Below are 22,998 nucleotides of genomic sequence, written 5' to 3' on the forward strand. Positions count from 1 at the left end.
GCAGCGAGCGTCCAGCGGGGGCGCCGGTTGCCTGAAGCTCAGAGGCGTCGCAGCACCGCGACGACCTTGCCCAGGATCGCCGCGTCATCGCCGAGGATCGGCTCGTAAGCCTGGTTGTGCGGCATCAGCCACACGTGGTCGTCGGTTCGCTTGAACGTCTTCACAGTCGCTTCGCCGTCGATCATCGCGGCCACGACGTCGCCGTTGTCCGCGTCGGGCTGCTGGCGCACGGCGACCCAGTCGCCGTCGGTGATGGCGAGGTCCACCATCGAGTCGCCGACGACCTTGAGCAGGAAGAGCGTGCCGTCGCCGACGATCTCCTTCGGCAGCGGGAAGACGTCCTCGATGGATTCCTCCGCCAGGATCGGGCCGCCGGCCGCGATCCGGCCCACCACCGGCACGTACGCGGGCTTGGCCTGCCCGGTCATCTCGAGGGATTCGGGCTCGCCACCGACGAGCACGCCGACGGTGCGTGGTCGGTGCGGATCTCGGCGCAGGTAGCCCTTTCGCTCCAGCACGCGGAGCTGGTACGCCACCGACGACGTCGAGGTGAGCCCGACGGCGTCGCCGATCTCGCGGACGCTTGGCGGATACCCGTGCTCGCGCATCCACTTCCTAATGGCCTCCAGCACCTTCAGCTGGCGGTCGCTGAGCTCGTCGGTCCCGCTGGGCTGCTCGGGCAGGGTGTGCACGTCGGCCCGGGAGTCGTCGCCCTTGACGTCCTGTACGCGGCCCTTGATCGAGCCGGTCGCATTCCTCGCCACCGCTGCCTCCTGTCCGTGTGAACTGCTCCGTGTGAACTGCGGTGCTGATCGCGGGTGGAGTGTCGGTCCGCCCGATTTCCACAGTAGACGCGAGAAACCCAGAGATCAAACACCTGTTCGAGTTAATTTTGGGCCTTAAGTCTCGCCTTGCGGTGTGCTCGTGGTACACAATCGCACGCAGGTTCGATCGAACATTCATTCGATCATGATCTCGGGTGCGGGAGGCGTCATGACCACGTTCATCGATGCGGCGAGGCGGGCACGTCCTGTCGAGCGGGAGGTCGCCGACCGGCGGCAGGTGGGCGTGTCGGTCGCGGCGCCGCGGTCGCGCCACGGCGTCCGGCGGGCGTCCGGTCGCGTCGTCTTCCGCTCGCTGGATGCGCCGGCCGAGGAGTCCGTCGCGGCGTGCGGCCGGGCTCGCCGGAGCGGCGAGTGGCTTTGGCTGACCTCGGTGGCGATCTTCACTTTCCTCATTGTCATGCTGATGGGGTTCTTCGGGCTCGGCGACGCGCCGGTGGCGGGCGGCAACGCAGTCGTCGAAGTGCACGCCGGGGACACGTTGTGGGGGATCGCGGACCGGGTGGCGCCGGACAGTGACCCGCGCGCGGTGGTCGCGAAGATCGTCGAGCTCAACGGGCTGGACGAGGCCGCCCTCGAGGCAGGCCGTCTGCTGGTGGTCCCGGTCGGCGATTGATCGGTGCCCGGACCGGTGCCGGGGGTGGCGCCGACCGGTGATCGATCGACTGCCGGGCGCCGTCGGGCGGTCGTCGTCGGGCGGTCGTCGGTGTGCGGCCGGCCGGTGGCGGCCCGGTGGCCGGGGGTCCGGGGCCGTGGCTTCGGCGGCGACCAGCGGGTTCTCGCGGTCGGTGTCGATCGGCGTCGGCCGGGCGCGCCGCGGGGGCGTGTCGAGTTTGCGTCGCGGTACGCCGCGGATTAGAGTCGACCACAACATCTAGTAGTTACGTCCGTGTATTTAGTCCACAGGTTGGGCTTGTAGGGTGTTCGAGCGCCCACGGACGGTGAGTTGGTCGACGGTCGCCGAGGTGTGGTCGCGGCCAAGCTGGGGAAGGGGGTGAGGGCCGGTGCGGTGCCCGTTCTGTCGCGGCGAGGACTCCCGGGTCGTCGATTCGCGCGAGGTCGAGGAAGGCCAGGCGATCCGGCGCAGGCGATCGTGCTCGACGTGTGGTCGGCGGTTCACGACCATCGAAGAGCTGGTGCTTTCGGTGGTCAAGCGTTCCGGCGTCACCGAGCCCTTCAGTCGCGAGAAAGTGGTCCGCGGCGTGCGGCGTGCCTGCCAGGGGCGCCCCGTCGAAGAGGACGCGCTGCAGCAGCTCGCGCACCAGGTGGAGGACACGGTCCGGTCCCTCGGGGTCTCCGAGCTGCCCAGCCACGAGGTGGGGCTGGCGATCCTGGGGCCGCTGCGGGAGCTCGACGAGGTCGCCTACCTGCGGTTCGCGAGCGTGTACCGGGCGTACTCCTCGGTGGAAGACTTCGAGAAGGAGATCGCCGACCTGCGCGCGGCGCGGCGCGCCGCGCAGGCCGGTGCGGAGCAGAACGCGGAGACCGGCCGTGAGTAAGCCGCGTCGGCGGACGCCCCGCCGAGGGGGCGGAAACGCAAAGCGTCAGCCGGCGGCCCAGGGTGGGGCGCCGCTGAGGATTGAGGCACGACCGAACCGGACGGGGAGCCCGGACGGGGCCGACGAAGCACGACGAGCGAGCGACACGCGCGCGATCAAGAAGGAAGAGGGTCAGGTCATGACAGAGACCGTCGGTAGCCCGGCCGGCGCATCGGGGGAGTCGGCAGCAGGTGCCCGCGAGGGCATCCGGGTGCAGCGCGTCTACACCACGGAGGGGGTGCATCCCTACGACGAGGTCAAGTGGGAGCGCCGCGATGTGGTGATGACCAACTGGCGGGACGGGTCGGTCAACTTCGAACAGCGCGGGGTCGAGTTCCCCGACTTCTGGTCGCTGAACGCCGTCAACATCGTCACCAGCAAGTACTTCCGCGGCGCGGTGGGCAGCGACGAGCGGGAGGGCAGCCTCCGGCAGCTCATCGACCGCGTCGTGCTGACCTACGTCGCGGCGGGCGTCGAGCACGGTTACTTCGCGACCGACGCCGACGCCGAGATCTTCGAGCACGAGCTGACCTGGATGCTCATGCACCAGGTGTTCAGCTTCAACTCGCCGGTGTGGTTCAACGTCGGCACCAACTCCCGCCAGCAGGTGTCGGCCTGCTTCATCCTGTCCGTCGACGACACGATGGAGTCGATCCTCGACTGGTACAAGGAAGAGGGCCTGATCTTCAAGGGCGGTTCGGGCGCGGGCTTGAACCTGTCCCGCATCCGCTCCTCGCGCGAGCTGCTGTCCTCCGGCGGCACCGCGTCCGGCCCGGTGTCGTTCATGCGCGGCGCGGACGCGTCCGCGGGCACCATCAAGTCCGGCGGTGCGACCCGCCGCGCGGCGAAGATGGTGGTCCTGGACGTCGACCACCCGGACATCGAGGAGTTCATCGAGACCAAGGCGCGCGAGGAGCACAAGATCCGCGCGCTGCGCGACGCCGGTTTCGACATGGACCTCGGCGGCGCGGACTCCAACTCGGTGCAGTACCAGAACGCAAACAACTCGGTGCGCGTCTCCGACGAGTTCATGCGCGCGGTGGAGAGCGACGGCCGGTTCGGCCTGCGGGCCCGGATGACCGGCGAGGTGCTGGACACGGTGCAGGCCCGCGACCTGTTCCGCAAGATGGCGAAGGCCGCCTGGGACTGCGCGGACCCGGGCATCCAGTACGACGACACGATCAACGACTGGCACACCTCGCCGGAGACGGGCCGGATCACCGCGTCCAACCCGTGCTCGGAGTACATGCACCTGGACAACTCCAGCTGCAACCTGGCCTCGCTGAACCTGCTGAAGTTCCTGCGCGATGACCTGACCTTCGACGCCGAGCTGTTCGAGAAGGCCGTCGAGTTCGTCATCACCGCGATGGACATCTCGATCTGCTTCGCGGACTTCCCGACCGAGGCGATCGGCGACACCACCCGCAAGTTCCGGCAGCTGGGCATCGGCTACGCCAACCTGGGCGCGCTGCTGATGGCGACCGGCCACGCCTACGACTCCGACGGCGGTCGCGCGCTGGCGGCGGCGATCACGTCGCTGATGACCGGCACCGCGTACAAGCGGTCGGCGGAGCTGGCCGGCGTGGTCGGCCCGTACGACGGCTACGCCCGCAACGCCGAGGCCCACCAGCGCGTGATGCGCAAGCACGCGGCGGCCAACGACCTGGTCCGCACCTACCACCGCAACGACGCCGCCGTGCACAAGCTGGCGACGAAGGTGTGGCAGGAGGGCCTGGAGGTCGGCGCCCGCAACGGCTGGCGCAACGCGCAGGCTTCCGTGCTGGCCCCGACCGGGACCATCGGCCTGATGATGGACTGCGACACCACCGGCATCGAGCCGGACCTGGCGCTGGTCAAGTTCAAGAAGCTGGTCGGCGGCGGCTCCATGCAGATCGTCAACCAGACGGTGCCGCGCGCGCTGCAGGCGCTGAACTACCAGGACGAGCAGATCGAGGCCATCGTCGAGTACATCGCCGAGCACGGCCACGTGGTCGACGCGCCGGGCCTGCGGCAGGAGCACTACGAGGTCTTCGACTGCGCGATGGGCGAGCGCTCGATCGCGCCGATGGGCCATGTGCGGATGATGGCCGCGGTGCAGCCGTTCATCTCCGGCGCGATCTCCAAGACGGTGAACATGCCGGAGTCGGCGACCATCGAAGAGGTCGAGCAGCTGTACTTCGAGGGCTGGAAGCTGGGGCTGAAGGCGCTGGCGATCTACCGCGACAACTGCAAGGTCGGCCAGCCGCTGTCGGCGGGCAAGGGCGACAAGGGCGAGTCGGAGAAGGCGGTCGAGAAGCAGATCGAGTACCGCCCGGTCCGCAAGCGCCTGCCGAAGAAGCGCCCGAGCCAGACGGTGTCGTTCACCGTCGGCGGCGCCGAGGGCTACCTGCACGCCGGTTCGTACCCGGACGACGGGCTGGGCGAGATCTTCGTCAAGCTGGGCAAGCAGGGTTCGACGCTGGCCGGTGTCATGGACGCCTTCTCGATGTCGATCTCGGTGGGTCTGCAGTACGGCATCCCGCTGGAGTTCTACGTCTCGAAGTTCCAGAACCTGCGCTTCGAGCCGGCCGGGATGACCGACGACCCGGACATCCGGATGGCCAGCAGCGTGCTGGACTACCTGTTCCGCCGGCTCGCGCTGGACTACCTGCCCTACGAGAAGCGGGCCCAGCTGGGCGTCTTCACGGTCGACGAGCGGGAGGCGCAGGTCAACGGCACCGATGTGGCGCCGGCCGGGCAGGACGCGGCCGTCGAGCTGGACACGATGCGTTCCACTGTGGACTACTCGAAGAAGTCCGCGGAATCGAAGGCCGAGGAGCAGCGGGCGGGCAGCTCGACCGAGCTGCTGGAGCTGCGCCTGGGCAAGGCCGCGGACGCGCCGCTGTGCATGACCTGCGGCACTAAGATGCGTCCGTCGGGCTCCTGCTACCTCTGCGAGGGCTGCGGCTCGACCTCCGGCTGCAGCTGATCCCCGCACGAGGTTCGAGATGAACTAGCTGGTCACATGGGGTGTCAACCGTCTCGGTTGACACCCCATGTCGGCCGGCTCGACAACCCGTCTGATGCATCAGATGCAACGGGACGGGCCGTCGACCGAGAGATTTTCGCTTGCCCGGCAGGCGAAACTGATTCCGTGACTATCGACTACGCCCTGGCGGGTTACCGCGTTGCTTCGCGAGCCACTCGGTGGGATTGGCAGGACGTCGGTCTGCCGAGCACTGATCTGGTATCGGTGAGTGGTTGTGTGGTGGACCTGCTGGCGGTGGACCCGCAAGGCTGGGATGACTGGTTCGGCGACTCGGAATCGGCCGAACAAGCACGTGTCCGGGCGAATCGGGCTGGCCTGCATGTGCTCGGGGTGGGGATCGCCTCCCCGGATGTTCCGGCCTTGTCGGCAGATATGGCCGAAGGCGGGTGGGAAGCAGCGGGCAGCCTGCCGGAACGGCTGGCGCGACGGGAGCCCGTCCCCGCAGGTCAGCCGCTCGGTTTCGAGCTGGTCGGCTACGACTGCGGGCTATGGCACACCTGGACCTGCCTCGGCGGCCTCGTCCGTGATGTCGGGCTCGCGACCGGCGTCCGTCCTGGACGATGGGGGTTGATCCAGGATGAGCGGCGCGCGCGCCTGGCGGCTGACTGGCTTACGGCTTCCAATCTCGGGGACCCCAAGGTCTTCCTATGGGTCGCGGCCATGCTGGTCGCAGTCCCAGGCGCCGAGGAACAGCGCACGTTCGGAATGAGTGCCGTGCGCCAGGAGGTCGGGATTCATCGCGCAAAGCACAAATCGGGCATCTGAAGCCAAGGCGTGAAGGTGCTGGTGGAAGGGGAGTAGGCCGATTCGGCCGGCTCCCCTTTTCTCGTGCATGGGGATTGAGCTCGGGACAGATCCGAGGTGTTCCGTAACAAACCCCGCATCTGGAGCCGGAGACGACGGCCTGCCGGGTACGAAGTGGACGTTCGCTCGCGAGCTGGGCGAGATCGGTGATCTGCGACCCACGCGCTGACGACCGCGAGCCGACCCGGAATAGCTGGCCGACCCGAATCCCAATGCAGGCAGGAGAGATTGCCGAGCGCTTGCTCGCAGCGGTTCCCGCGAGGTCGGTGAGGTGTGAGGCGAGTCGGAGGAGTTGGCCAGCCGGCTCGGCAACCGGTTGGCCGTGGTGACCGTTCCGCCTCTCCTTGATCAGCCTCGACGTGCTGCAGCGGCCGAACTCAATGCGCCCTGCAGTGCGCCGAGGCACATCTCCCGCAGTTCGATGCGGGAGAACGCTTCGTTCGTCAGCCATTCCACGCAGATCGCGCGGACGAACACCAGCCACGCGTGCAGCGCGGCCGATGCGACCTCGCGGCTCAGGCCGCCGAGTTCGGCCGAGTTGAGGATGCGTTGCCGGAATTGCCCCATCTCGTCGGCGATGATCGCCTGGATCACCGAGTCGCCCGACAACGTCCGGTTCGCGGCCAGCACGGTCTGCCGGTTGGCGACGAAGTAGTCGATGTGCGCGTCCAGTCCCGCCGACACCTGTTCGGCCATCGGGCGGGCAGGGTCGACCTTCGCCGCGTCCAGTAGTTCGTCGGCCGCGCGCTGGTAGATCGCGGCGAACAGGTCTCGTTTGCTCGCGAAGTAGCGGTACAGGTTGGCCCGGGAAATCCCGGCCAGCTCCGCTACCTCCTCCATCAGCACGTCGTCGTAAGGCCGCGTCGCGAACAGTTGCGCGCCGATTTCGAGCAGCTCGCCGCGGCGCTGGTCCGGTGGCAGTCGTCGTCGTGCTCCCATGCGGGAAACACTAATTGACGCATGTCTCGTACGAGTCGTACGCTCCTCTCGTTACGAGACATGTGTCTAGTAAGGCGGGTATGGTGACTGGTACCGAAACAGCGACCGGCAGAGTGAAGGCGACCGTCGCTCCCGGTGATGTCAGATCGCGCGCATCGCTGCCGAAACCCGACTACCAGGACGCGTTCGCCGTCGATACCGACGAGGAGGATCCCCAGGATCCCTGGGACGCAGAACGCTGGATCCGCGAGGTTTTCGAATCGGCCCCGGCGCCCGTCCGTGCCTTCCTCCGGATCGGCTGGTCGATGTTCGGAGCACAACTCGGCCCGTCGGGATCCCCAGCGCACGTCTTGGGCTGGCAGATCGGCGAGAACCACCCGGACTGGATTCGCCTGGAAGTCTTCTGGAAGCTCGGACTGCGGGCGAACCTGGTGTTGCGCGCGCAATTGTCCGCGATCGTTCTGGCGACCTTCGTCGAGCACCAGCGCAGGGCCGCTCGAATCCTCTGGCCGGCGCTGATTCCCGTCCACCGCCTGACCCTGCGCTACCTGCTCTCCCGCGCTGCAGCGAAAGCCCCTTCTGGAATCACCTAAACTGGGGGCGAGTCGTGACTGGCGTTCGGGTGGAGCACCACCGGGGAACGGCCCGGGTCGGCTGATCGCCGGCTTGCAGCCGCGCGCCTGGGTGCTATCGGAAGGCCGACGCCCGAGGAGCGAACGTGGCCGAAACCCTTGATGTCCCCCTGATGTCCGGTACCGAACCGGCGCGCGAGGTCATGGCTCGTGCCGCCGAGCGCGCAGCGCGATTCGAGCAGCAGACGGGCGAAAAGCCTTGCCTGGCGACCGTTCTGGTCGGCGATGACCCGGCATCGGCTACTTATGTGCGGATGAAGCGGAACCGGTGCGCGAAGCTCGGCATCGAGTCGCGGCACGTTCCCCTTCCGGCTTCCACCACGACGGAAGCATTGGTACCCGGGCGCAACTGCTCACCCCAGTCCCTGGCGGAGTGGGGCCGATGACGATCGCGCTGCTCATGGAGCAGACCGTCGAGGCAGCATTCCGGCAGGCTGGGCTTCTCTGACGTTCAGCGAAGGTGCCCGTACCGCTCGTTCAGGTCTTCGGCCGTGTCCGGGCTCTCCTCGCCGTCGGTGTAGCCGGACTCCCACGGCACCGCACAGGGCGAGTTGTGCTCGGGGTCCGGGCAGATGACGCGGGTGAGCTCGTCCCGGAGGACGTCCATCTGCGGGCGGGAGGTGAGCAGGCCGACCCGGACCTGGTGGATCCGCCGGGGTCCGGGGTCGGCTTCAGGGTGCCCGAACTCCCACTGCCGGGGGAGGTCCTCGTAGAACTCGGCTAGCGGCATGGACGCCGAGTTCTCCTGTCGCGCAACGGAGAGCTGGTACGGCACTGCGCGGCCGTCCAGCAGCCGGGTCCATCCTTCGGTGAGTCGCGCTGTGTCTTCTTCGGTCGCGTAGAAGCCGATTTGGATCTCGAAGAGGCGTTCAGGTGGCACGGGTTCTCCAGGACGGGCAGTGGTTGGCGGTGCACTCGACGGTAGCGCGGGGCACGGGGCTATCGCTCGCCATTTGTCCGTTGCCCGGGTTCTCCGCCGGTTGGTGCGGGGAGGCCGAACTTCCGGCGGTACGCAGTGGGCGTGAGGCCGGTCCGGCGACGCATCTGGGCCCGCAGGTTGGCTGCCGTCCCCAACCCGCTCGTTGCGGCCACGCGGTCGAGCCGGAGCTCGCCGCGCTCGATCAGTCGGCAGGCCAGCGTCACGCGCTCGGAAGTGAGCCACTCCAGCGGCGTGGTCCCCAACTCGACCTGGAACCTGCGGTGCAGCGTCGCCGGGCTCACCGCGGCTCGCTCGGCCAGGTCGGCCACCGCCATCGGCTGATCCAGCCGTCGCTGTGCCCAGGCCAGCACCGGGCCCAGGGATGCGTCCGGCACGGCCGCGACCGGCCGTTCGATGAACTGCTGTTGACCGCCATCGCGGTGCGCGGCGAAGACCAGTCGGCGGCTCACCGCATTCGCGATCTCGGCGCCGTGGTCGCGGCGGATGAGGTGCAGGCCGAGATCCAGCGCGGCAGCGCTGCCCGCGGCGGTCAGTACATCGCCGTCGTCCACGTACAGAACATCCGGCTCCAGCCGGACCGCCGGGTAGCGGGCGGCGAACAACTCGGCCCACCGCCAGTGCGTTGTCGCCCGGCGATTGTCGAGAACGCCTGCCGCTGCCAGCGCGAAGGTCCCGGTGCAGAAGCTCACCAACCGGGCTCCCCGCTCGGCGGCCCGCCGGATGGCCTGCAGCACCGCAGATGCCGGCGTCACCTCGGGATCGGGCCTGTTCGGGACGATCACGGTGTCGGCCGCGTCGACCGCTTCCAGGGTGGCCACCCCGGACATCGTGAACAGCCCGCGGTGCATGCGCACCACCGGCTCGGCCGCGCAAAGCGTGCACTCGTACCACGGCCGGTCCAGCTCGGGGCGGCGCAATCCGAACAGTTCCGTGGCCACACCCAGCTCGAACGGGTTCGAGCCCTCGTCGACGATCACGGCCACCCGGTGCGAGGATTCTTGCGGCATGTGCAATTCCTAGCACTCCCGCAGCGACTCGTCGCCGGACAGGATCGCGTTGTGAGTGATGAACCGATCGACCTGCAAGCCGCGCTGGGGGCCTTCGATGCCCTGTGGAGCCCCAGGATCGTCACGCAGGTCAACGACTACGACGTCCGGATCGCCAAGGTGGCCGGCGAATTCGTTTGGCACAGCCATGACAACACCGACGAGTTCTTCCTCGTCCTGGAAGGAGAACTGGGCATCGGGCTGCGCGACGCCGGCGGCGAGCGCGTCGTCACCCTGCCCCGGGGATCGGTCTTCGTCGTCCCCCGCGGCGTCGAGCACCGCCCGTTCTCGACCGGCGGTGCGTCCATCCTGATGTTCGAGCCGACCGGGACGTCGAACGTCGGCGACCGGCATGACCGGATCCCCGACCACATCACGGCGACCACCGGGCGCGCGCTCGCCTGACCGGTGGGAGCGGGGAGCCGTCCGGTTCCCCGTTCCCCTCGGCGATCGCGCGAGTCCCGGCTCATGCGCCGATTTCGGCGAGGCGGTACGTCGCGTCGTCGATGCCGTGCTCCATGCTGCTGGCCCGCGCCGCGTCCCGGTCAGGCGAGCCGACAAGCGGAGGGCGGCTCGGGTCAGGCGGCTACCGACCGCAGGCCCTCCCGGTACGTCGGGAACTGCGGCACCCAGCCCAGCTCGCGCTTGGCCTTGCCGTTGTCCAGCCGGATGTGCGTGCCGACCAGCAGGGCATGCAGGTAGGGGGTGACGCGCAGCAGCCAGCTGGGAATCCGGCGCGGAGCGGGTGCGCCGGCGGCGGCCGCCACGGCGTCGAGGTAGTCGTCCATGCCGACGGGCTCGTCGTCGACGATGTTGTAGGCCTGGCCGGCGCGGCCGCGTTCGAGCGCGGCGACCGTCGCGGAGGCCGCGTCGGCGATGTGGATGAGGTGCATGGTCCCCGCCGGGCGGGGCACCGGAAGCCGGCGTCGCCGGGCCATGTCCATCATCGAGAGGGTGGACCGCTCGGGCCCGTAGAACAAGCCGTAGCGGAGCGCGATGCCGTCGATGCCCGCCGCGCCGAGCACTTGGTCCTCATTGGACCGAAGCGATCGCAGGTGGCGGTCGAACCCGCCGCGACCGGGCTGCCCGTACGGGTGTTCCTCGGTGAGGCGGGCCGGGCCGTGGTCGCGCCAGCCGTAGCCGAGGAAGAACGACTGCGTGATGAAACGGGTTGCGCCCAGGCTCCTCGCCGCGCGCAGCAGGTTGCGCGTGCCTTCCTCGCGCAGTGCATCGGTGGCGTAGAGATCGCGGTGGAACGTCGGCGTGCGGGTGATCGCCGTGGCCTGGTGGATCACCGCGTCGGCGGTTCGCCCGTCGAGGGCGGTGAGCAGCGCGTCCGCATCCATCACGTCTGCGACCACGGGTTGGACCCCCGCGGTGCGCAGGCGTTCGGCTCCGCTGGTCGTGCGGGTGAGTCCGAGCACGGTGTGGCCTGCGGAGAGAAGCAGGGGGAGCAGCTCGGAGCTGATCGTTGCCGTTGCGCCGGCGAGCACGATTCTCATGTCAGTTCTCCGTTCTGGTCGTCGAGCGGCGCAGGCTGCGCATCCGGGCCGCGAGCGCGACCGCGGCGATGGCCGAAACGGCCAGCAGGGACCATCCGTCGGACGGGCGACCGCCGCCCGTGTCGAGCATGTGGTTGATCGCATGCAGGAGGTTGGTGGACACGAAGCCCGCCAGCACGACGGCGAGGACGTCGCACCACCACAGCGCGGCGAGCATCATCAGACCGATGCCGATCTGGAAAACCCCGGCGTCGTGGAGGAAGTGCTCGTGGTTCGGCCAGTTGGCCCACTGCGCGAAGCTCGCGGGCGCGAAGCGGCACCAGGCGCCGAGGATCACCATCATGACCGCCCCCAGGACGGTGACCGTCGTGATGAAGGCGTGTCGGCGGGTTCTCATCTGCTTGCCCTCCCAGATCGGGCGGAATCCGGCGTTCGTGCAACAGACGAGATCGGCCGGGCGGATGTGACGGGACCGCCTCTTGTCGAGCGGACCGGGTGTCCCGCCTCGGTATTGGACAGTACGTTACAAAATTTGGTAGGGTCGCCGCATGGCACGACCGAGGTTGTTCGACGAGGAGCGGGCGCTGGAAGCGGCGATGCGCACCTTCTGGGCGAATGGCTACGAGGCCACCTCCACGCAGGACCTGTGCGAGGCGACCGGTCTCGGGCGCAGCAGCATCTACAACACCTTCAGCAGCAAGCACGACCTGTTCATGCGCGCGCTGACCCGCTACATCAACACGACCTCGGCCGTTCAGCTCGCGATCCTGGAGGATTCCGGGCGATCCGAGGTGGATCGCATCCGCGCGCTGCTCGCCGTGATCGTCGATACCGAGCTGGAGAACCGCCGCGACGGGCGCAGCTTCGGTTGTCTGACGGTCAACTCCACCGTTGAGCTCGCCGGGCGCGATCCGGAGACCGCGAAGCTGCTCGATCGCGACACCGAGGCGCGGCTGACCGCCCTGCGGGCCGTGATCGAGGCGGGGCAGCGGGATGGCGGGATCGCGTCCGCGCGCGATGCCGATTCGCTGGCCCGCTTCGTCAACGCGGTGATCGGCGGCATGCGGATCGCCGGGCAGGCCGGTGCCGATCGGGCCGTCCTCGAGTCCATCGCCGAAACCGCCATGGACGCGTTGGCCCGCTGAAATCGCGTTCGTCCACCGCGTGTCCTTTCATGCCCAAGTTTTGAACTGATCAATCTAAAATATGGAGAGCGTCATGCCACGCGCCGTCTACATACTCGCCCTCGGCATCTTCGCCATGGTGACCAGCGAATTCGTGGTCGCCGGGCTGATGCCGCAGATGGCCGAGGGACTTTCGGCGACCATCCCGCAGATCGGCTACCTCATCACGGCCTTCGCGGCGGCGATGGCCTTCGGCGGACCGTTCCTGACCGTCGCGCTGCTGAAGATGAGCCCGAAACTCGCGCTGCTGGCCCTGTTCGCGATCTTCCTCGCGGGCAACCTGCTCGCGGCCACCGCCACCGGCTACAGCCTCATGCTGGTTGCCCGCATCGTGACCGGCGTGGCTTCACAGGCGTTCTTCGGGATCGCCATCTCGCTCAGCGCGCAGCTGACCCGCCCGGAGGTGCGCGGTCGGGCCATCGCGGTCGTGATGAACGGCCTGATGCTCGGCACCTTGCTGGGCATGCCGCTGTCCACATTGGTCGGTGAGCGGTTCGGCTGGCGGGCGGCGTTCTGGGCCATCGCCGCGCTCGCCGTCATCGCCGCGCTGTGCACCGCGCTCGGCGTGCCGAAGCTGGGGCGAGTCGGCGATGAGGGGAACTTCCGGCAGGAGCTCGCCGCGTTCCGCAAGCCGAAGCTGTGGATGGTGCTGACCACCAGCACGCTCATCATCGGCGCTACCTTCGCCGCCTTCAGCTACTTCAACCCGATCCTCACCCAGGTCACCGGGTTCAGCACCGGCACCGTCCCGCTGCTGCTCGTCGCCTATGGCGCCGCCACGGTGGTCGGAAACACGATCGTCGGACGCCTCGCCGACCGGTACACGATCCCGGTCCTGCTCGGCGGGCTGGTCCTGAACGCGGGCTTCCTCATCGGCTTCGCGCTGCTGGCGCACCTCAGCGTGCCCGCGGTCGTCTTCATGCTCGGCATCGGCCTGGTCGGGGTCACCATGAACCCGGCGATGATCACCCGAGTGCAGCGCACCGGCAACGCCCGGCCGCTGGTCAACACGGTGCACTCGTCCTTCATCACGCTCGGCGTGATCATCGGGTCCTGGATCGGCGGGCTGGTCATCGACGGATTCGGTCTGCGAGCGCCGCTCTGGCTGGGCGCGGGCCTGGCTGCGATCGGCATCGTCACGCTCCTGCCCGACCTCGCCCGCCTGCGGCGGCCTGCGGCGCAACCTGCCGCGGAGCCGAGCCTCGCGAGCCAGTAGCCCGCAGTCGTGAGTTGGCGGTGGCCGCCCAGGCGAGCCACTGCCACTCATGCCGTTCGGCTAGACTCCGTGACGTGATGACACCGATTCATGCTGCTGTGGTCGGTTAGTTCCGGGCTGCTGCCCCCACCGGCCGATCGACGTGCCCGTGCCCGTTGGCCGGGATGTTCGTGCTGATCCAGCGACTCCGCTGTTGCTCGCCGGGTGCCGGGGCGCAAGCCGTCCACTTCTCACCTTTCGCAGGTCGCTGACCTGCGCTCGGCCGCATCAGCAGGAGCGGTTCATGAATTCTTCCCCTAGCAGTGCTGCGCGCCCGCAGCACGTCGTTTCCGAAAGCGGTGCCCTCCGCTGGCTTTCGGCGAACGGTTTCCGCCCACCGGCGCGGATCGTCGACGCGGATGACCGGATGTCCGCGAACGAGGCGCATCGGTTGGTCTCGCGCGGAACGGGCTTGCTGTGGCACGGCGACTTCCACAACGCGCGCCAACTGCTCAGCGCCGTGTCTCGCCGCCTCCAGCCGAAACGGCGAGGCGGCTCGTCCGCTGCCGAGTCGTTCCGGCTGCATCGACAGCAGCAGGCGCGCCGAGCACGCGCGCTGGCGTTGGTTCTGGTGCGACTCGATCCCGGCCATGCGTTGAACCTGCGGCGCGCGCCTGATGTCCGGTCGGCGTGCCAGGAGGCGTACGGCCCGGCGGACACTCCGTACGTGGTCCCGCTGCGGGAGTTGCTCGGCGTGATCGGGGCTAGCGAATGGCGCCGGAAGGGCGTTCCGGTCCCGGCGCTCGGCGCTCGAATCCACCCGCACTACGGCGTTTTCGCCCCCACCAGAAGCGAGTACGTGGACCTGGTCGCCGGAAGTCCGATGCCCCCGGCGGAAATCGCCTTCGACATCGGCACTGGGACGGGTGTGCTGGCCGCAGTGCTCGCCCGCCGCGGCGTCGAACGCGTCGTGGCCACGGACACCTCGGCGCGGGCGGTCCGGTGCGCCGAGGACAACGCCGGGCGGCTGGGCCTCGCCGGGCGGATCGAGCCGGTGCAGGCCGACCTGTTCCCGCCCGGGCGCGCGGAACTGGTCGTGTGCAACCCGCCGTGGCTGCCGGCGAAACCCCATTCGCTGCTCGACCACGCCGTTTACGACCAGGGAGGCCGGATGCTCCTGGAATTCCTCGCCGGGGTGCCGGAACACCTGAAACCGGGCGGCGAGGCTTGGCTGATCCTCTCGGATCTCGCCGAACGACTCGGACTGCGCACCCGAGACGACCTGCTCGCGGCCATCAGCGGGGCCGGGCTCCGCATCGTCGGGAGATCGGAAGCCCGGCCGAGCCATCCGAAGGCCGGGGATCCCACCGATCCGCTGCACGCCGCCCGAGCCGCCGAAGTCACGACGTTGTGGCGGCTCGCGCCGGTTGGGGACGACACCATCCGGACGTAGCCTCGGGGCAGTCGTCTTGCTGCACGCGGCTCTGAGCTGGTTGTTCGTGCGCTGGTGAGAGCGGACCGCGTCGGTTCCGGCGAGGGTGCTGCGGCCGTGGCACCCTCGCCGGGCGGATGACCTGTCACATCCGGCAGGGCCGCCTCGTCCTACCGGTGACCAGCTCAGGAAGGACGGGTAAATGCAGAAGCCGACCCTGGTAACAGGCGGGACGGGCACGTTGGGCAGGGCAGTGGTGCGGCAGCTGCTCGACGCCGGGCACGAAGTGCGGGTGCTCAGTCGCGGCCCGCGACCAGAGAACGTCCAGCACGGGTGGGCGACCGGGGATCTGCGCACGGGAGCGGGCATCGATGCGGCGACCTCCGATGTGGACGCGATCGTGCACTGCGCCACCACGTTGGGGCGCAAGGACGTGGCGGCCACCCAATGCCTGATCGATGCCGCGCGCCGCAACGGCGTTCCGCACCTGGTCTACATCTCGATCGTCGGCGTGGACCGGGTGCCGATCCCGTACTACCGCGCCAAGCTCGAAGCGGAAGAGCGGGTGACGAGCTCGGGGCTGCCGTGGACGATCCTGCGGACCACCCAGTTCCACGACCTGATCGCCCGCATCACCTCGGCGCAGCGCCGGTCCCCGGTGGTCGCGACGCTCGCCGGCGTGAACTTCCAGCCCATCGACGTCCGCGACGTCGCGGAGCGCCTGGCCGAGCTCGCGGCCGGATCGCCGGCGGGCCGGGTAGCGGACATGGGCGGGCCGGAGGTCCGCAGTCATCGCGACCTGACCCGGGCCTACCTGGGTTCGACCGGGCGCCGCCGAATCCTGCTGCCGGTGAGGTTGCCGGTGGCGGCGTTCGACGCCTACCGCCGAGGCGGTCACCTCGCCCCGGACAACGCCGTCGGCCGCATCAGCTTCGACGACTTCCTGGCCGGGCGGTGACGGTGCGCGCCTGGCTGCGGGCAGGCTTGATCTTCCTGACGTTCGTGCACGTCGCAGTGGGTTCCTGGACGTTGCTCTTCCCGCATTCGTTCTACGGCCGGGTACCGACGGTGGGCGACTACCCGCCGTTCAACGAGCACCTCTTCCGCGATTTCGGCGCGATGAACCTCGCCATGGCCGTGGTGCTCGGCACGGGTGCGGTGCTCCTGGAACGGACACTGGTCTACGTCGCGTTGACGTCGAACCTCGTCTGGGCGGTTCCGCACCTGGCGTTCCATGCCGCGCATCCGCCGCACACCGCGGGGACGTTGCTGGTGGTGGCGCTCGTCGTGATCGCGACGATCCCGGTAGTGCTGCTGGTGCTCACCCGCGGCGCTTTGCCAGCAGGTGAGCGGCGACGGCTGTCGCGCCGGTGACCGCGAACACCGACGGCCAGGCACCGACCTTCTTGGCCAGCGGGTGCGAGCCGGCCAACGCCGCTGTGTAGGTGGCGCCCAGCGCGAGGGCCGGCGCCACGCCGGTCCGCCGGCGGCACACCTCCATCGCGCCCAAGCCGGCACCAGCGGCCACCACGCCGCCCCAGTGCCGGTGCTTGGTCGCGCGGGCGACCGCGAAGCCGCCGATCAATCCGGCCGAGGTCAACAGGCTGGACGGAATGGACATGCTCGCTCCTCGCGGGTTCGGTTCCGGCTCCCGCACTGACTCTACTGGGCGGCGAGCGGTGGGTTCTGGCGTAAACCCGCCGGGGGAGTGTTTGACTTCGCGTTCCGCTGTAAGAAAAGTGCTGGTGTCGAAATCCCTTCGGTCCCCGGGAGCCTGCATGCGACGCGTTCGGATGGGTTTGCTGGCGGCGGTTTGCGTCCTGCCGCTCACCGGGATGCCGGCTCTCGCGGAACCACCGCAGGGCCCGGTGTTCCAGGACGGCGAGGCACAACCGGTGTTCGACCCGGCGCACGCGGTGCGCGAGGACCTGTTCGTCACAGCGCCGGTGGACAGCGATCGCGACGGGCAGGACGACGTCGTGCACGTCCAGGTGGTGCGGCCGGCGGAAACGACGCAGGGCCTGCGGGTGCCGGTCGTCTACCAGGCCAGTCCGTACTTCTCCGGCGGGAACGACGTCCCGTACCACAACGTCGACACCGAGCTGCACGTGCCAGCGAAACCGGGCAACCGGACCATCCGCACCGCCGGCGGCGACGAACGCCTCGCGGCGGCCGCCGACATCAGCTGGGCCTACGAGGAATACCTGCTGGCCAGGGGATATGCGGTGGTGTACGGGGAATCGCTGGGCACCGGGCTGTCCACCGGTTGCCCGACCACCGGTGCCGAGAACGAGACGATCGGCGCCAAGTCGGTGGTCGACTGGCTGAACTCCCGCGCACCCGGGCACGACGGCTCCGGTGCGCCGGTCGAGGCGGCCTGGGCGACCGGCAAGGTCGGCATGATGGGCGTCTCCTACAACGGAACCCTGCCGAACGCGGTGGCCAGCACGGGCGTCGAAGGGCTGGAGGCGATCGTGCCGATCGGCGCGATCTCGAACTGGTACGACTACTACCGTTCCGACGGAGCGGTCGTGGCACCCGGCGGCTACCAGGGCGAGGACGCCGACGTGCTGGCCAAGTACGTGCACACCCGGGCGGACCGGGAACCGTGCCGGACGGTGCTCGACCGGCTCACGGCGGACCAGGACCGGATCACCGGCGACTACAGCCCGTTCTGGGACGAGCGGAACTACCTCGACGACGTCGACAAGGTCCACGCCGCGGTGCTGTCCGTGCACGGGCTCAACGACTGGAACGTCAAGACCCGGCAGGCCGCGCAGTGGTACGCGGCGCTGCGGGAACACGACGTGCCGCACAAGATCTGGTGGCACCAGTCGGGGCACACCGACCCGCTCCGGCTGCGGGAGCAGGAGTGGCTTCGCACGTTGAACCGGTGGTTCACCCGGTACCTGTACGACGTGCCCAACGGCGTCGAGGGCGAGCCGAGGGCGACCGTGCAGCGGGAGGACGGCAGCTGGGCCGACGAGGCCGAGTGGCCCGCGCCGGACACCCGCGAGGTGACCTTGCGGCCCACCCCGGGTGGCCCTGAGCGAGGCGGGCTCACAGCCGCGCGGGTTCCCGGCCGGGTGTCGGAGTCGCTGCGCGACGACGCGGGCCAGTTGGCGGAAGACCTCGCGACGGCGCCGAGTTCGCCGAACCGGCTCGCCTACTTCGGCGCCCCGTTGGCGGCTCCGGCCCGGGTCAGCGGCACGGTTCGGGCCGAACTGGCGCTGACCTTCGACCGGCCGGCCGCCAACGTGACGGCGCTGCTGGTGGACCAAGCGCCGGACGGCGCGGTCACGGTGGTCACCCGGGGCTGGGCGGATCCGCAGAACCGGCACGCGATCGACCGGACGTCGCCGATCGAGCCGGGGAAGAACTACTCGATCAACGTGGTGATGCAGCCCGACGACTACATGTTCGCGCCGGGGCACCGGCTCGGGATCGTCGTGCTGTCCAGCGACCACGACTTCACGTTGCGCCCGAAGCCGGGTGCCGGGCTGGAGCTCGACCTGTCCCGCACTCGGTTCCGACTGCCGATCGTCGGGTCGGTCGAGTAGGCCGACCGCGACGAAGATTCGCGATTGAGGCGTGGAAACGGAGAGTTAGCGTCGAAGTAGTGATGCGATTGGCCCGGCCGATCGTCACTCCATAGTGGATATATCGGCTATGTCGGCCGAGTTGTCCACAACGGACGGATCTGTCCACAGATTCCGAAAATGCCCTTTCGTCGACGCGGGTTCGGCGTCGATCGTTGCGGCATGACAACACGACTCAACGCCACCATCTCGCTGACCGAGCCCGCCGACCTGATCGCCGCTGTGCCGCACATGCTCGGGTTCCACCCGGTGCATTCGCTGGTGGTGCTGACCCTGCACGACGTGGCGGAAACGCCGACGTTCGGCGTGACGCTGCGCACCGACCTGCCATGCCCGATGGGTGTGTGCGGCTTCGGTGAGCACCTGCTCGACGGCCCATTGGGTCAACGGCGGATAGAAGCCGTGATCCTGGTCGTCGTCGGGGAGAAGACCAGCACCGCGGCCTGCGGCGACGCCTGTGCCGGGCGATGCGAAAGCCTCGAACGATCCACGGTGGATGATCGCGATACCGGTCCGCCGCACGCCGACCTGATCGAAGTGATCCGCGGCGCGTTCCACCGCGCCGGGGTCGCGACGGCCCACGCGTTGTGGGTGCCGGAGATCCGAGCCGGTGCCGAGTGGGAGTGCTACGCCGATCCGGGCTGCTCCGGTGTGATCGCCGATCCGCGGGGTTCAGCGGTCGGCGCGGCGCTGGCCGCGGAGGGGGCGGTGACCTTCGGAAGCCGCGATGAGCTGCGGACGCTCGTCGCGGCGGAGTCCGACGAGGTCTTGGCGCGCTGGTCGGCGAAGCTCGACCTGCTGGCCGAGGAACGCGCCGAGGGCTACGACCCGGGAAAGGTCGCCCGCGACGTCCGGATCGTCTTCGCGGCCATCGAACGCGTCGGCAGCGGTGCCGCGCTCACCGAGGACGACCTGCTGCGCGTGCTGGTCGCGGTGTCCGACACCAGGGTTCGCGACATCGCCCTGGGCACAGCGCTGGGCGATGCGGCCAGGGCAGCCGAAGAGCTGTGGCTGACCCTGGTCCGCAAGGCCCCCGACCCGGAACTTCCCGAGGTCGCCGCGCTGCTGGCGTTCTCCGCCTACCTGCGGGGCGAAGGGGTGCTGGCCGGCGCCGCATTGGAGCGAATCGAGCAGGCCCAACCCGACCACCGGCTCGGGATCCTGCTGCGGCAGGCCATCGAAGCCGGCATCTCACCGGCCGACCTGGCGGTCATCGCCCGCGACGCCGCCGAAGACGCCCAGATCATGCTCGAAGAGGACGGAGCCTGGTGATGAATCACGACGAGACGATCCGAAGCGAAATGCCTTGGCGGCGTTCAGGATCCCTGGCGCTGCCGGGTGAACTCCCAAGCGTCCCGCACGATCACCTCAAGGTCGGCGCGCTGCGGCGTCCAGCCCAGTTCCTCCCGCGCGCGCTGGCTCGACGCCACCAGCGTCGCCGGGTCACCGGCCCGGCGCGGCGCGACCTTCGCCGGGATCGGGTGGCCGGTCACCTCGCGGCAGGTGTCGATCACCTGCTTGACGGAGAAGCCGGTGCCATTGCCGAGGTTGTAGATCCGGTGCCGGCCCGGGGCGGCGCTCTGCAACGCCAGCAGGTGGGCGTCGGCGAGGTCGGTGACGTGGATGTAGTCGCGGACGCAGGTGCCGTCGGCGGTGGGCCAGTCCTCGCCGAAGATCTGCACCTGCTCCCGCTGGCCGAGCGCGACCTGCAGCACGATCGGGATCAGGTGCGTCTCGACCGTGTGCCGCTCGCCGAACGCCCCGTGCGCGCCGGCGACGTTGAAGTACCGCAGGCTGACCGCGCCGATGCCGTGGGCGGCGGCGTAGGACGTGATCGCGTGGTCGATCGCCAGCTTCGTCGCGCCGTAGGTGTTCGTCGGGCGCGTCGCGGTGTCCTCGGTGATCGGCGTGACCTCCGGCTCGCCGTAGGTCGCGGCGGTGGAGGAGAACACCAGCCGCGGCGTGCCGTGCTCACGCATCGCGTCCAGCAACCGCAGCGAGGTGGCCACGTTGCCCTGCCAGTACTTCTGCGGGTCCTGCATGGATTCGCCGACCAGCGACTTCGCCGCGAAGTGCAGCACGCCGTCGAACGGCTCCGAGAGCAGCTCGCTCGCCGCCGTCGAGATGTCGGCCTCGACGAACTTGCAGCCGTCCGGGATCGCGTCGGCGTGCCCGGTGGACAGGTCGTCGACCACGACGACCTCGTGGCCGGCTTCCACCAAGCGCGCCGCGCACACGCTTCCGACGTAGCCTGCGCCGCCTGTGACGAGGAGCTTCACCTGCGTACTGCCTTCCGTGGGAGATCTTCTGAGGGCGCCGTCAACCGGCAGGCGGGAGCGGTCGCCCGGTGGTCACCGGTCCCGCCCCGCACCGGCGGAGGGTACCGCTGTGAACAAGCGGGGCGCCGCGAGGTGCCGCCCCTCGAAAGCGTCCCGGATGGCGCGCTCGATGCGGTGCCTGTCGTCGGCCCGCACCAGTGCGATGGCCGAGCCCCCGAAGCCGCCGCCGATCATCCGGGAGCCCAGCGCGCCGGCGGCCAACGCGCTGTCCACCACGAGGTCCAGCTCGGAGCTGGAAACCCGGTAGTCGTCGCGGAGGCTGGTGTGGGAGGCGATCAGCAGCGGGCCGATCTCGGCGTACCGGCCGGCGCGGAGTTCGTCCACAGTGGCCAGCACCCGGCCGTTCTCGGTGACGATGTGCCGGACAAGCGGTCGGAGTTCTTCCGGAAGCTTCGGCAGGGTCGCCGCGAGGTCATCGCCGGGCACGTCGCGAAGTGCTTTGATCCCCAGCAGTTCCGCCGCGCGTTCGCAGCCCTGCCGCCGCTGTCCATAACCGGACTCGCTGTGCGAGTGCTTCACGCGAGTGTCGATCACCAGCAGCTCCAGGCCGGCGCTGCGGGGATCGAACGGGATCTGCTCGGAGTCGCCGGAGCGGACGTCGTAGAACAGCGCGTGTTCCGCGGTGCACGCCAGCGACGCGGTCTGGTCGAGCAGGCCGGTCGGCGCCCCGGCGAAGTCGTTCTCCGCACGCTGCACCAGGCGCGCGATCTCGCCCAGGCTCGGGGCGTTCGGCTCGCCAGGCGCCAGCCGCGCGGTGTCGAGCAGCGCCAGCGCCACCGCGCATTCCAGGGCGTGGGAGGACGACAGCCCGGCACCGGTCGGCACCTCGCCGACGATCACCAGGTCGGCACCGCCGAGCGGGAACCCGGCCTCACGCAGGGCCCATGCGACACCGGCCGGGTAGGCGACCCAGCCGGTGGTGGTGCCGGGGCTCAGCTCGTCGAGCGACACGACGGGCGCGCGGTGCACTCGTCCGTCGCTGCCGAGAGTGGCGACGGAGAGGAACCGGTCGGGACGGGGACGGATGGCGACGGCGGTGCGGTGCGGCAGGGCGAAGGGGAGCACGAACCCGTCGTTGTAGTCGGTGTGCTCCCCGATCAGGTTCACCCGCCCAGGGGCGGACCAGACCGCGCTCGCCGCGCCGCCGTGCTCGTCGGCGAACAACGCCGCCGCGCGGTCCGCCGGATTCACTTGGTGCGCACCATGACCGCGTGCGCGATGCTGACCGACAGCTCGGTGCTGCCGTTCTGGCCGCGGACCTCGATCGGCTTGTTCGGCCCGACCACCGACATGATCTCCACCTCGTTGCCCGGCACGACGCCGACGTCCTTCAGTTCGGTCATCAGGTCGGGGTCGAGCTGGACGTGCTCGGCGATGCGGCGGATGACGGCGCGACCCCCGCCGCTGCGGGCGATCTCGTCGACCCGCTGCAGGTCTCCGTCGGCCGGCGCCTCGACGTGGTCCACGCCGAGCTCGTCGAGCCCCGGGATCGGGTTGCCGTAGGGCGAGGTCGTGGGACCACCGAGCAGCTTGACGAGCTTGCGCTCGACGGCTTCGCTCATCACGTGCTCCCAGCGGCACGCTTCATTGTGGACGTGCTCCCACTCGAGGCCGATCACGTCGACGAGAAGCCGTTCGGCGAGGCGGTGCTTGCGCATCACGCTGATCGCGCGGGCGCGGCCGGCCTTGGTGAGTTCGAGGTGGCGGTCCTCGGCGACGGTCAGCAGCCCGTCGCGTTCCATGCGGGCGACCGTCTGGCTCACCGTGGGGCCGCTCTGCTCCAACCGTTCGGCGATGCGGGCCCGGAGCGGAACCACGCCCTCTTCTTCGAGGTCGTAGATGGTGCGGAGGTACATCTCAGTGGTATCGATGAGATCGTTCACGTCGGCTCCCCATTCAGTCCCAACCACGATGCTAGTCGCCCGGGGCGACAGCGGTCAGTGGTCCGGGAGTTGACTTCCAGGATTTCCGACAGACC

Annotated in this window: 25 protein-coding genes and 1 riboswitch; of the genes, 15 read left to right on the plus strand and 10 right to left on the minus strand. The window is 69.3% G+C overall.

Features of this window, described 5'->3' with window-relative positions; all coding sequences use genetic code 11:
• Positions 1–38: 38 nt before the first annotated feature.
• Positions 39–764, minus strand: a complete 726-nt coding sequence (gene lexA, locus AC07EQ_RS07940) for a transcriptional repressor LexA (protein ID WP_478387271.1) — start codon at positions 762–764, stop codon at positions 39–41.
• Positions 765–993: 229 nt separating this feature from the next.
• Here lexA and AC07EQ_RS07945 point away from each other — a divergent pair, with 229 nt between their 5' ends.
• The 4 genes from AC07EQ_RS07945 to AC07EQ_RS07960 all read left to right on the plus strand — a co-directional run bounded on the left by AC07EQ_RS07945 (position 994) and on the right by AC07EQ_RS07960 (position 6,173).
• Complete coding sequence (locus tag AC07EQ_RS07945; protein ID WP_478387272.1) at positions 994–1,458, plus strand: LysM peptidoglycan-binding domain-containing protein; 465 nt, start codon at positions 994–996, stop codon at positions 1,456–1,458.
• A 388-nt stretch (positions 1,459–1,846) separates the two neighbouring features.
• A complete protein-coding gene (gene nrdR / locus AC07EQ_RS07950) occupies positions 1,847–2,341 on the plus strand; it encodes a transcriptional regulator NrdR (protein WP_132482893.1) in 495 nt (164 codons plus the stop codon).
• 178 nt (positions 2,342–2,519) lie between these two features.
• Entirely contained in the window at positions 2,520–5,348 is a 2,829-nt protein-coding gene (locus tag AC07EQ_RS07955) for a vitamin B12-dependent ribonucleotide reductase (RefSeq protein WP_478387273.1), read from the plus strand.
• 165 nt (positions 5,349–5,513) lie between these two features.
• A complete protein-coding gene (locus tag AC07EQ_RS07960) occupies positions 5,514–6,173 on the plus strand; it encodes a hypothetical protein (RefSeq protein WP_478387274.1) in 660 nt (219 codons plus the stop codon).
• Positions 6,174–6,560: 387 nt separating this feature from the next.
• Here AC07EQ_RS07960 and AC07EQ_RS07965 read toward each other — a convergent pair whose 3' ends face one another.
• Positions 6,561–7,151: a TetR/AcrR family transcriptional regulator gene (locus tag AC07EQ_RS07965; RefSeq protein ID WP_478387275.1), complete on the minus strand. Its 591-nt coding sequence runs from the start codon at positions 7,149–7,151 to the stop codon at positions 6,561–6,563.
• 80 nt (positions 7,152–7,231) lie between these two features.
• Here AC07EQ_RS07965 and AC07EQ_RS07970 point away from each other — a divergent pair, with 80 nt between their 5' ends.
• The 3 genes from AC07EQ_RS07970 (at position 7,232) to AC07EQ_RS07980 (ending at position 8,231) form a co-directional block, all read left to right on the plus strand.
• A complete protein-coding gene (locus AC07EQ_RS07970; protein WP_478387276.1) occupies positions 7,232–7,744 on the plus strand; it encodes a hypothetical protein in 513 nt (170 codons plus the stop codon).
• A 4-nt stretch (positions 7,745–7,748) separates the two neighbouring features.
• Positions 7,749–7,844: riboswitch (ZMP/ZTP riboswitch) on the plus strand.
• 25 nt (positions 7,845–7,869) lie between these two features.
• Positions 7,870–8,169, plus strand: coding sequence for a tetrahydrofolate dehydrogenase/cyclohydrolase catalytic domain-containing protein (locus tag AC07EQ_RS07975; protein WP_478387277.1), 300 nt, complete (start codon positions 7,870–7,872; stop codon positions 8,167–8,169).
• Positions 8,157–8,231: a hypothetical protein gene (locus AC07EQ_RS07980; RefSeq protein WP_478387456.1), complete on the plus strand. Its 75-nt coding sequence runs from the start codon at positions 8,157–8,159 to the stop codon at positions 8,229–8,231. Before AC07EQ_RS07975 ends, AC07EQ_RS07980 begins: the two co-directional genes overlap by 13 nt.
• 3 nt (positions 8,232–8,234) lie before the next feature.
• Here the strand turns inward: AC07EQ_RS07980 and AC07EQ_RS07985 are convergent, their stop codons facing one another.
• Together AC07EQ_RS07985 and AC07EQ_RS07990 are read right to left on the minus strand one after the other, a co-directional pair.
• On the minus strand, positions 8,235–8,663 hold the full coding sequence (locus tag AC07EQ_RS07985; protein ID WP_478387278.1) for a hypothetical protein: 429 nt from the start codon (positions 8,661–8,663) through the stop codon (positions 8,235–8,237).
• Positions 8,664–8,722: 59 nt separating this feature from the next.
• A complete protein-coding gene (locus tag AC07EQ_RS07990; RefSeq protein WP_478387279.1) occupies positions 8,723–9,730 on the minus strand; it encodes a helix-turn-helix domain-containing protein in 1,008 nt (335 codons plus the stop codon).
• A gap of 51 nt (positions 9,731–9,781) precedes the next feature.
• Between AC07EQ_RS07990 and AC07EQ_RS07995 the strand changes: the two genes are divergently transcribed.
• On the plus strand, positions 9,782–10,174 hold the full coding sequence (locus AC07EQ_RS07995) for a cupin domain-containing protein (protein WP_478387280.1): 393 nt from the start codon (positions 9,782–9,784) through the stop codon (positions 10,172–10,174).
• 173 nt (positions 10,175–10,347) lie between these two features.
• On the opposite strand, the gene AC07EQ_RS08000 is transcribed toward AC07EQ_RS07995, so the two are convergent.
• Positions 10,348–11,271 (minus strand): NAD-dependent epimerase/dehydratase family protein, encoded by a 924-nt coding sequence (locus AC07EQ_RS08000; protein WP_478387281.1) that lies wholly within the window; start codon positions 11,269–11,271, stop codon positions 10,348–10,350.
• Position 11,272: 1 nt separating this feature from the next.
• Positions 11,273–11,668: a hypothetical protein gene (locus AC07EQ_RS08005; protein ID WP_478387282.1), complete on the minus strand. Its 396-nt coding sequence runs from the start codon at positions 11,666–11,668 to the stop codon at positions 11,273–11,275.
• A 151-nt stretch (positions 11,669–11,819) separates the two neighbouring features.
• On the opposite strand from AC07EQ_RS08005, the gene AC07EQ_RS08010 reads away from it, so the two are divergent.
• The 5 genes from AC07EQ_RS08010 (at position 11,820) to AC07EQ_RS08030 (ending at position 16,456) form a co-directional block, all read left to right on the plus strand.
• Positions 11,820–12,416, plus strand: coding sequence for a TetR/AcrR family transcriptional regulator (locus AC07EQ_RS08010; RefSeq protein ID WP_478387283.1), 597 nt, complete (start codon positions 11,820–11,822; stop codon positions 12,414–12,416).
• A gap of 73 nt (positions 12,417–12,489) precedes the next feature.
• Entirely contained in the window at positions 12,490–13,671 is a 1,182-nt protein-coding gene (locus AC07EQ_RS08015; RefSeq protein ID WP_478387284.1) for an MFS transporter, read from the plus strand.
• A gap of 283 nt (positions 13,672–13,954) precedes the next feature.
• The gene (locus AC07EQ_RS08020; RefSeq protein WP_478387285.1) at positions 13,955–15,103 is read left to right on the plus strand and encodes a methyltransferase; all 1,149 of its coding nucleotides are present in this window, start codon (positions 13,955–13,957) and stop codon (positions 15,101–15,103) included.
• Positions 15,104–15,284: 181 nt separating this feature from the next.
• Complete coding sequence (locus tag AC07EQ_RS08025; protein ID WP_478387286.1) at positions 15,285–16,040, plus strand: SDR family oxidoreductase; 756 nt, start codon at positions 15,285–15,287, stop codon at positions 16,038–16,040.
• A 2-nt stretch (positions 16,041–16,042) separates the two neighbouring features.
• Positions 16,043–16,456, plus strand: a complete 414-nt coding sequence (locus tag AC07EQ_RS08030; RefSeq protein ID WP_478387287.1) for a hypothetical protein — start codon at positions 16,043–16,045, stop codon at positions 16,454–16,456.
• Here AC07EQ_RS08030 and AC07EQ_RS08035 read toward each other — a convergent pair.
• Positions 16,404–16,703 carry a hypothetical protein gene (locus AC07EQ_RS08035; RefSeq protein WP_093265065.1) on the minus strand — a complete coding sequence of 100 codons (300 nt, stop codon included), beginning with the start codon at positions 16,701–16,703 and terminating at the stop codon, positions 16,404–16,406. The two genes, AC07EQ_RS08030 and AC07EQ_RS08035, sit on opposite strands and share 53 nt — an antisense overlap.
• A 157-nt stretch (positions 16,704–16,860) precedes the next feature.
• On the opposite strand from AC07EQ_RS08035, the gene AC07EQ_RS08040 reads away from it, so the two are divergent.
• Both AC07EQ_RS08040 and AC07EQ_RS08045 read left to right on the plus strand, forming a co-directional pair.
• Positions 16,861–18,642 (plus strand): Xaa-Pro dipeptidyl-peptidase, encoded by a 1,782-nt coding sequence (locus AC07EQ_RS08040; protein WP_478387288.1) that lies wholly within the window; start codon positions 16,861–16,863, stop codon positions 18,640–18,642.
• 201 nt (positions 18,643–18,843) lie between these two features.
• Positions 18,844–19,953, plus strand: a complete 1,110-nt coding sequence (locus AC07EQ_RS08045; RefSeq protein ID WP_478387289.1) for a DUF4192 domain-containing protein — start codon at positions 18,844–18,846, stop codon at positions 19,951–19,953.
• 44 nt (positions 19,954–19,997) lie between these two features.
• Here the strand turns inward: AC07EQ_RS08045 and galE are convergent, their stop codons facing one another.
• From galE to AC07EQ_RS08060, 3 genes are all read right to left on the minus strand, one after another.
• The gene (gene galE / locus AC07EQ_RS08050; RefSeq protein ID WP_478387290.1) at positions 19,998–20,960 is read right to left on the minus strand and encodes a UDP-glucose 4-epimerase GalE; all 963 of its coding nucleotides are present in this window, start codon (positions 20,958–20,960) and stop codon (positions 19,998–20,000) included.
• Between the two features lie 72 nt (positions 20,961–21,032).
• On the minus strand, positions 21,033–22,211 hold the full coding sequence (galK, locus tag AC07EQ_RS08055; RefSeq protein WP_478387291.1) for a galactokinase: 1,179 nt from the start codon (positions 22,209–22,211) through the stop codon (positions 21,033–21,035).
• Entirely contained in the window at positions 22,208–22,903 is a 696-nt protein-coding gene (locus tag AC07EQ_RS08060) for an iron-dependent transcriptional repressor DtxR (protein WP_478387292.1), read from the minus strand. The genes galK and AC07EQ_RS08060 overlap by 4 nt, the downstream gene beginning before the upstream one ends.
• Positions 22,904–22,998 lie beyond the last annotated feature (95 nt).

The sequence above is a fragment of the Saccharopolyspora sp. NPDC045839 genome, from assembly GCF_056431645.1.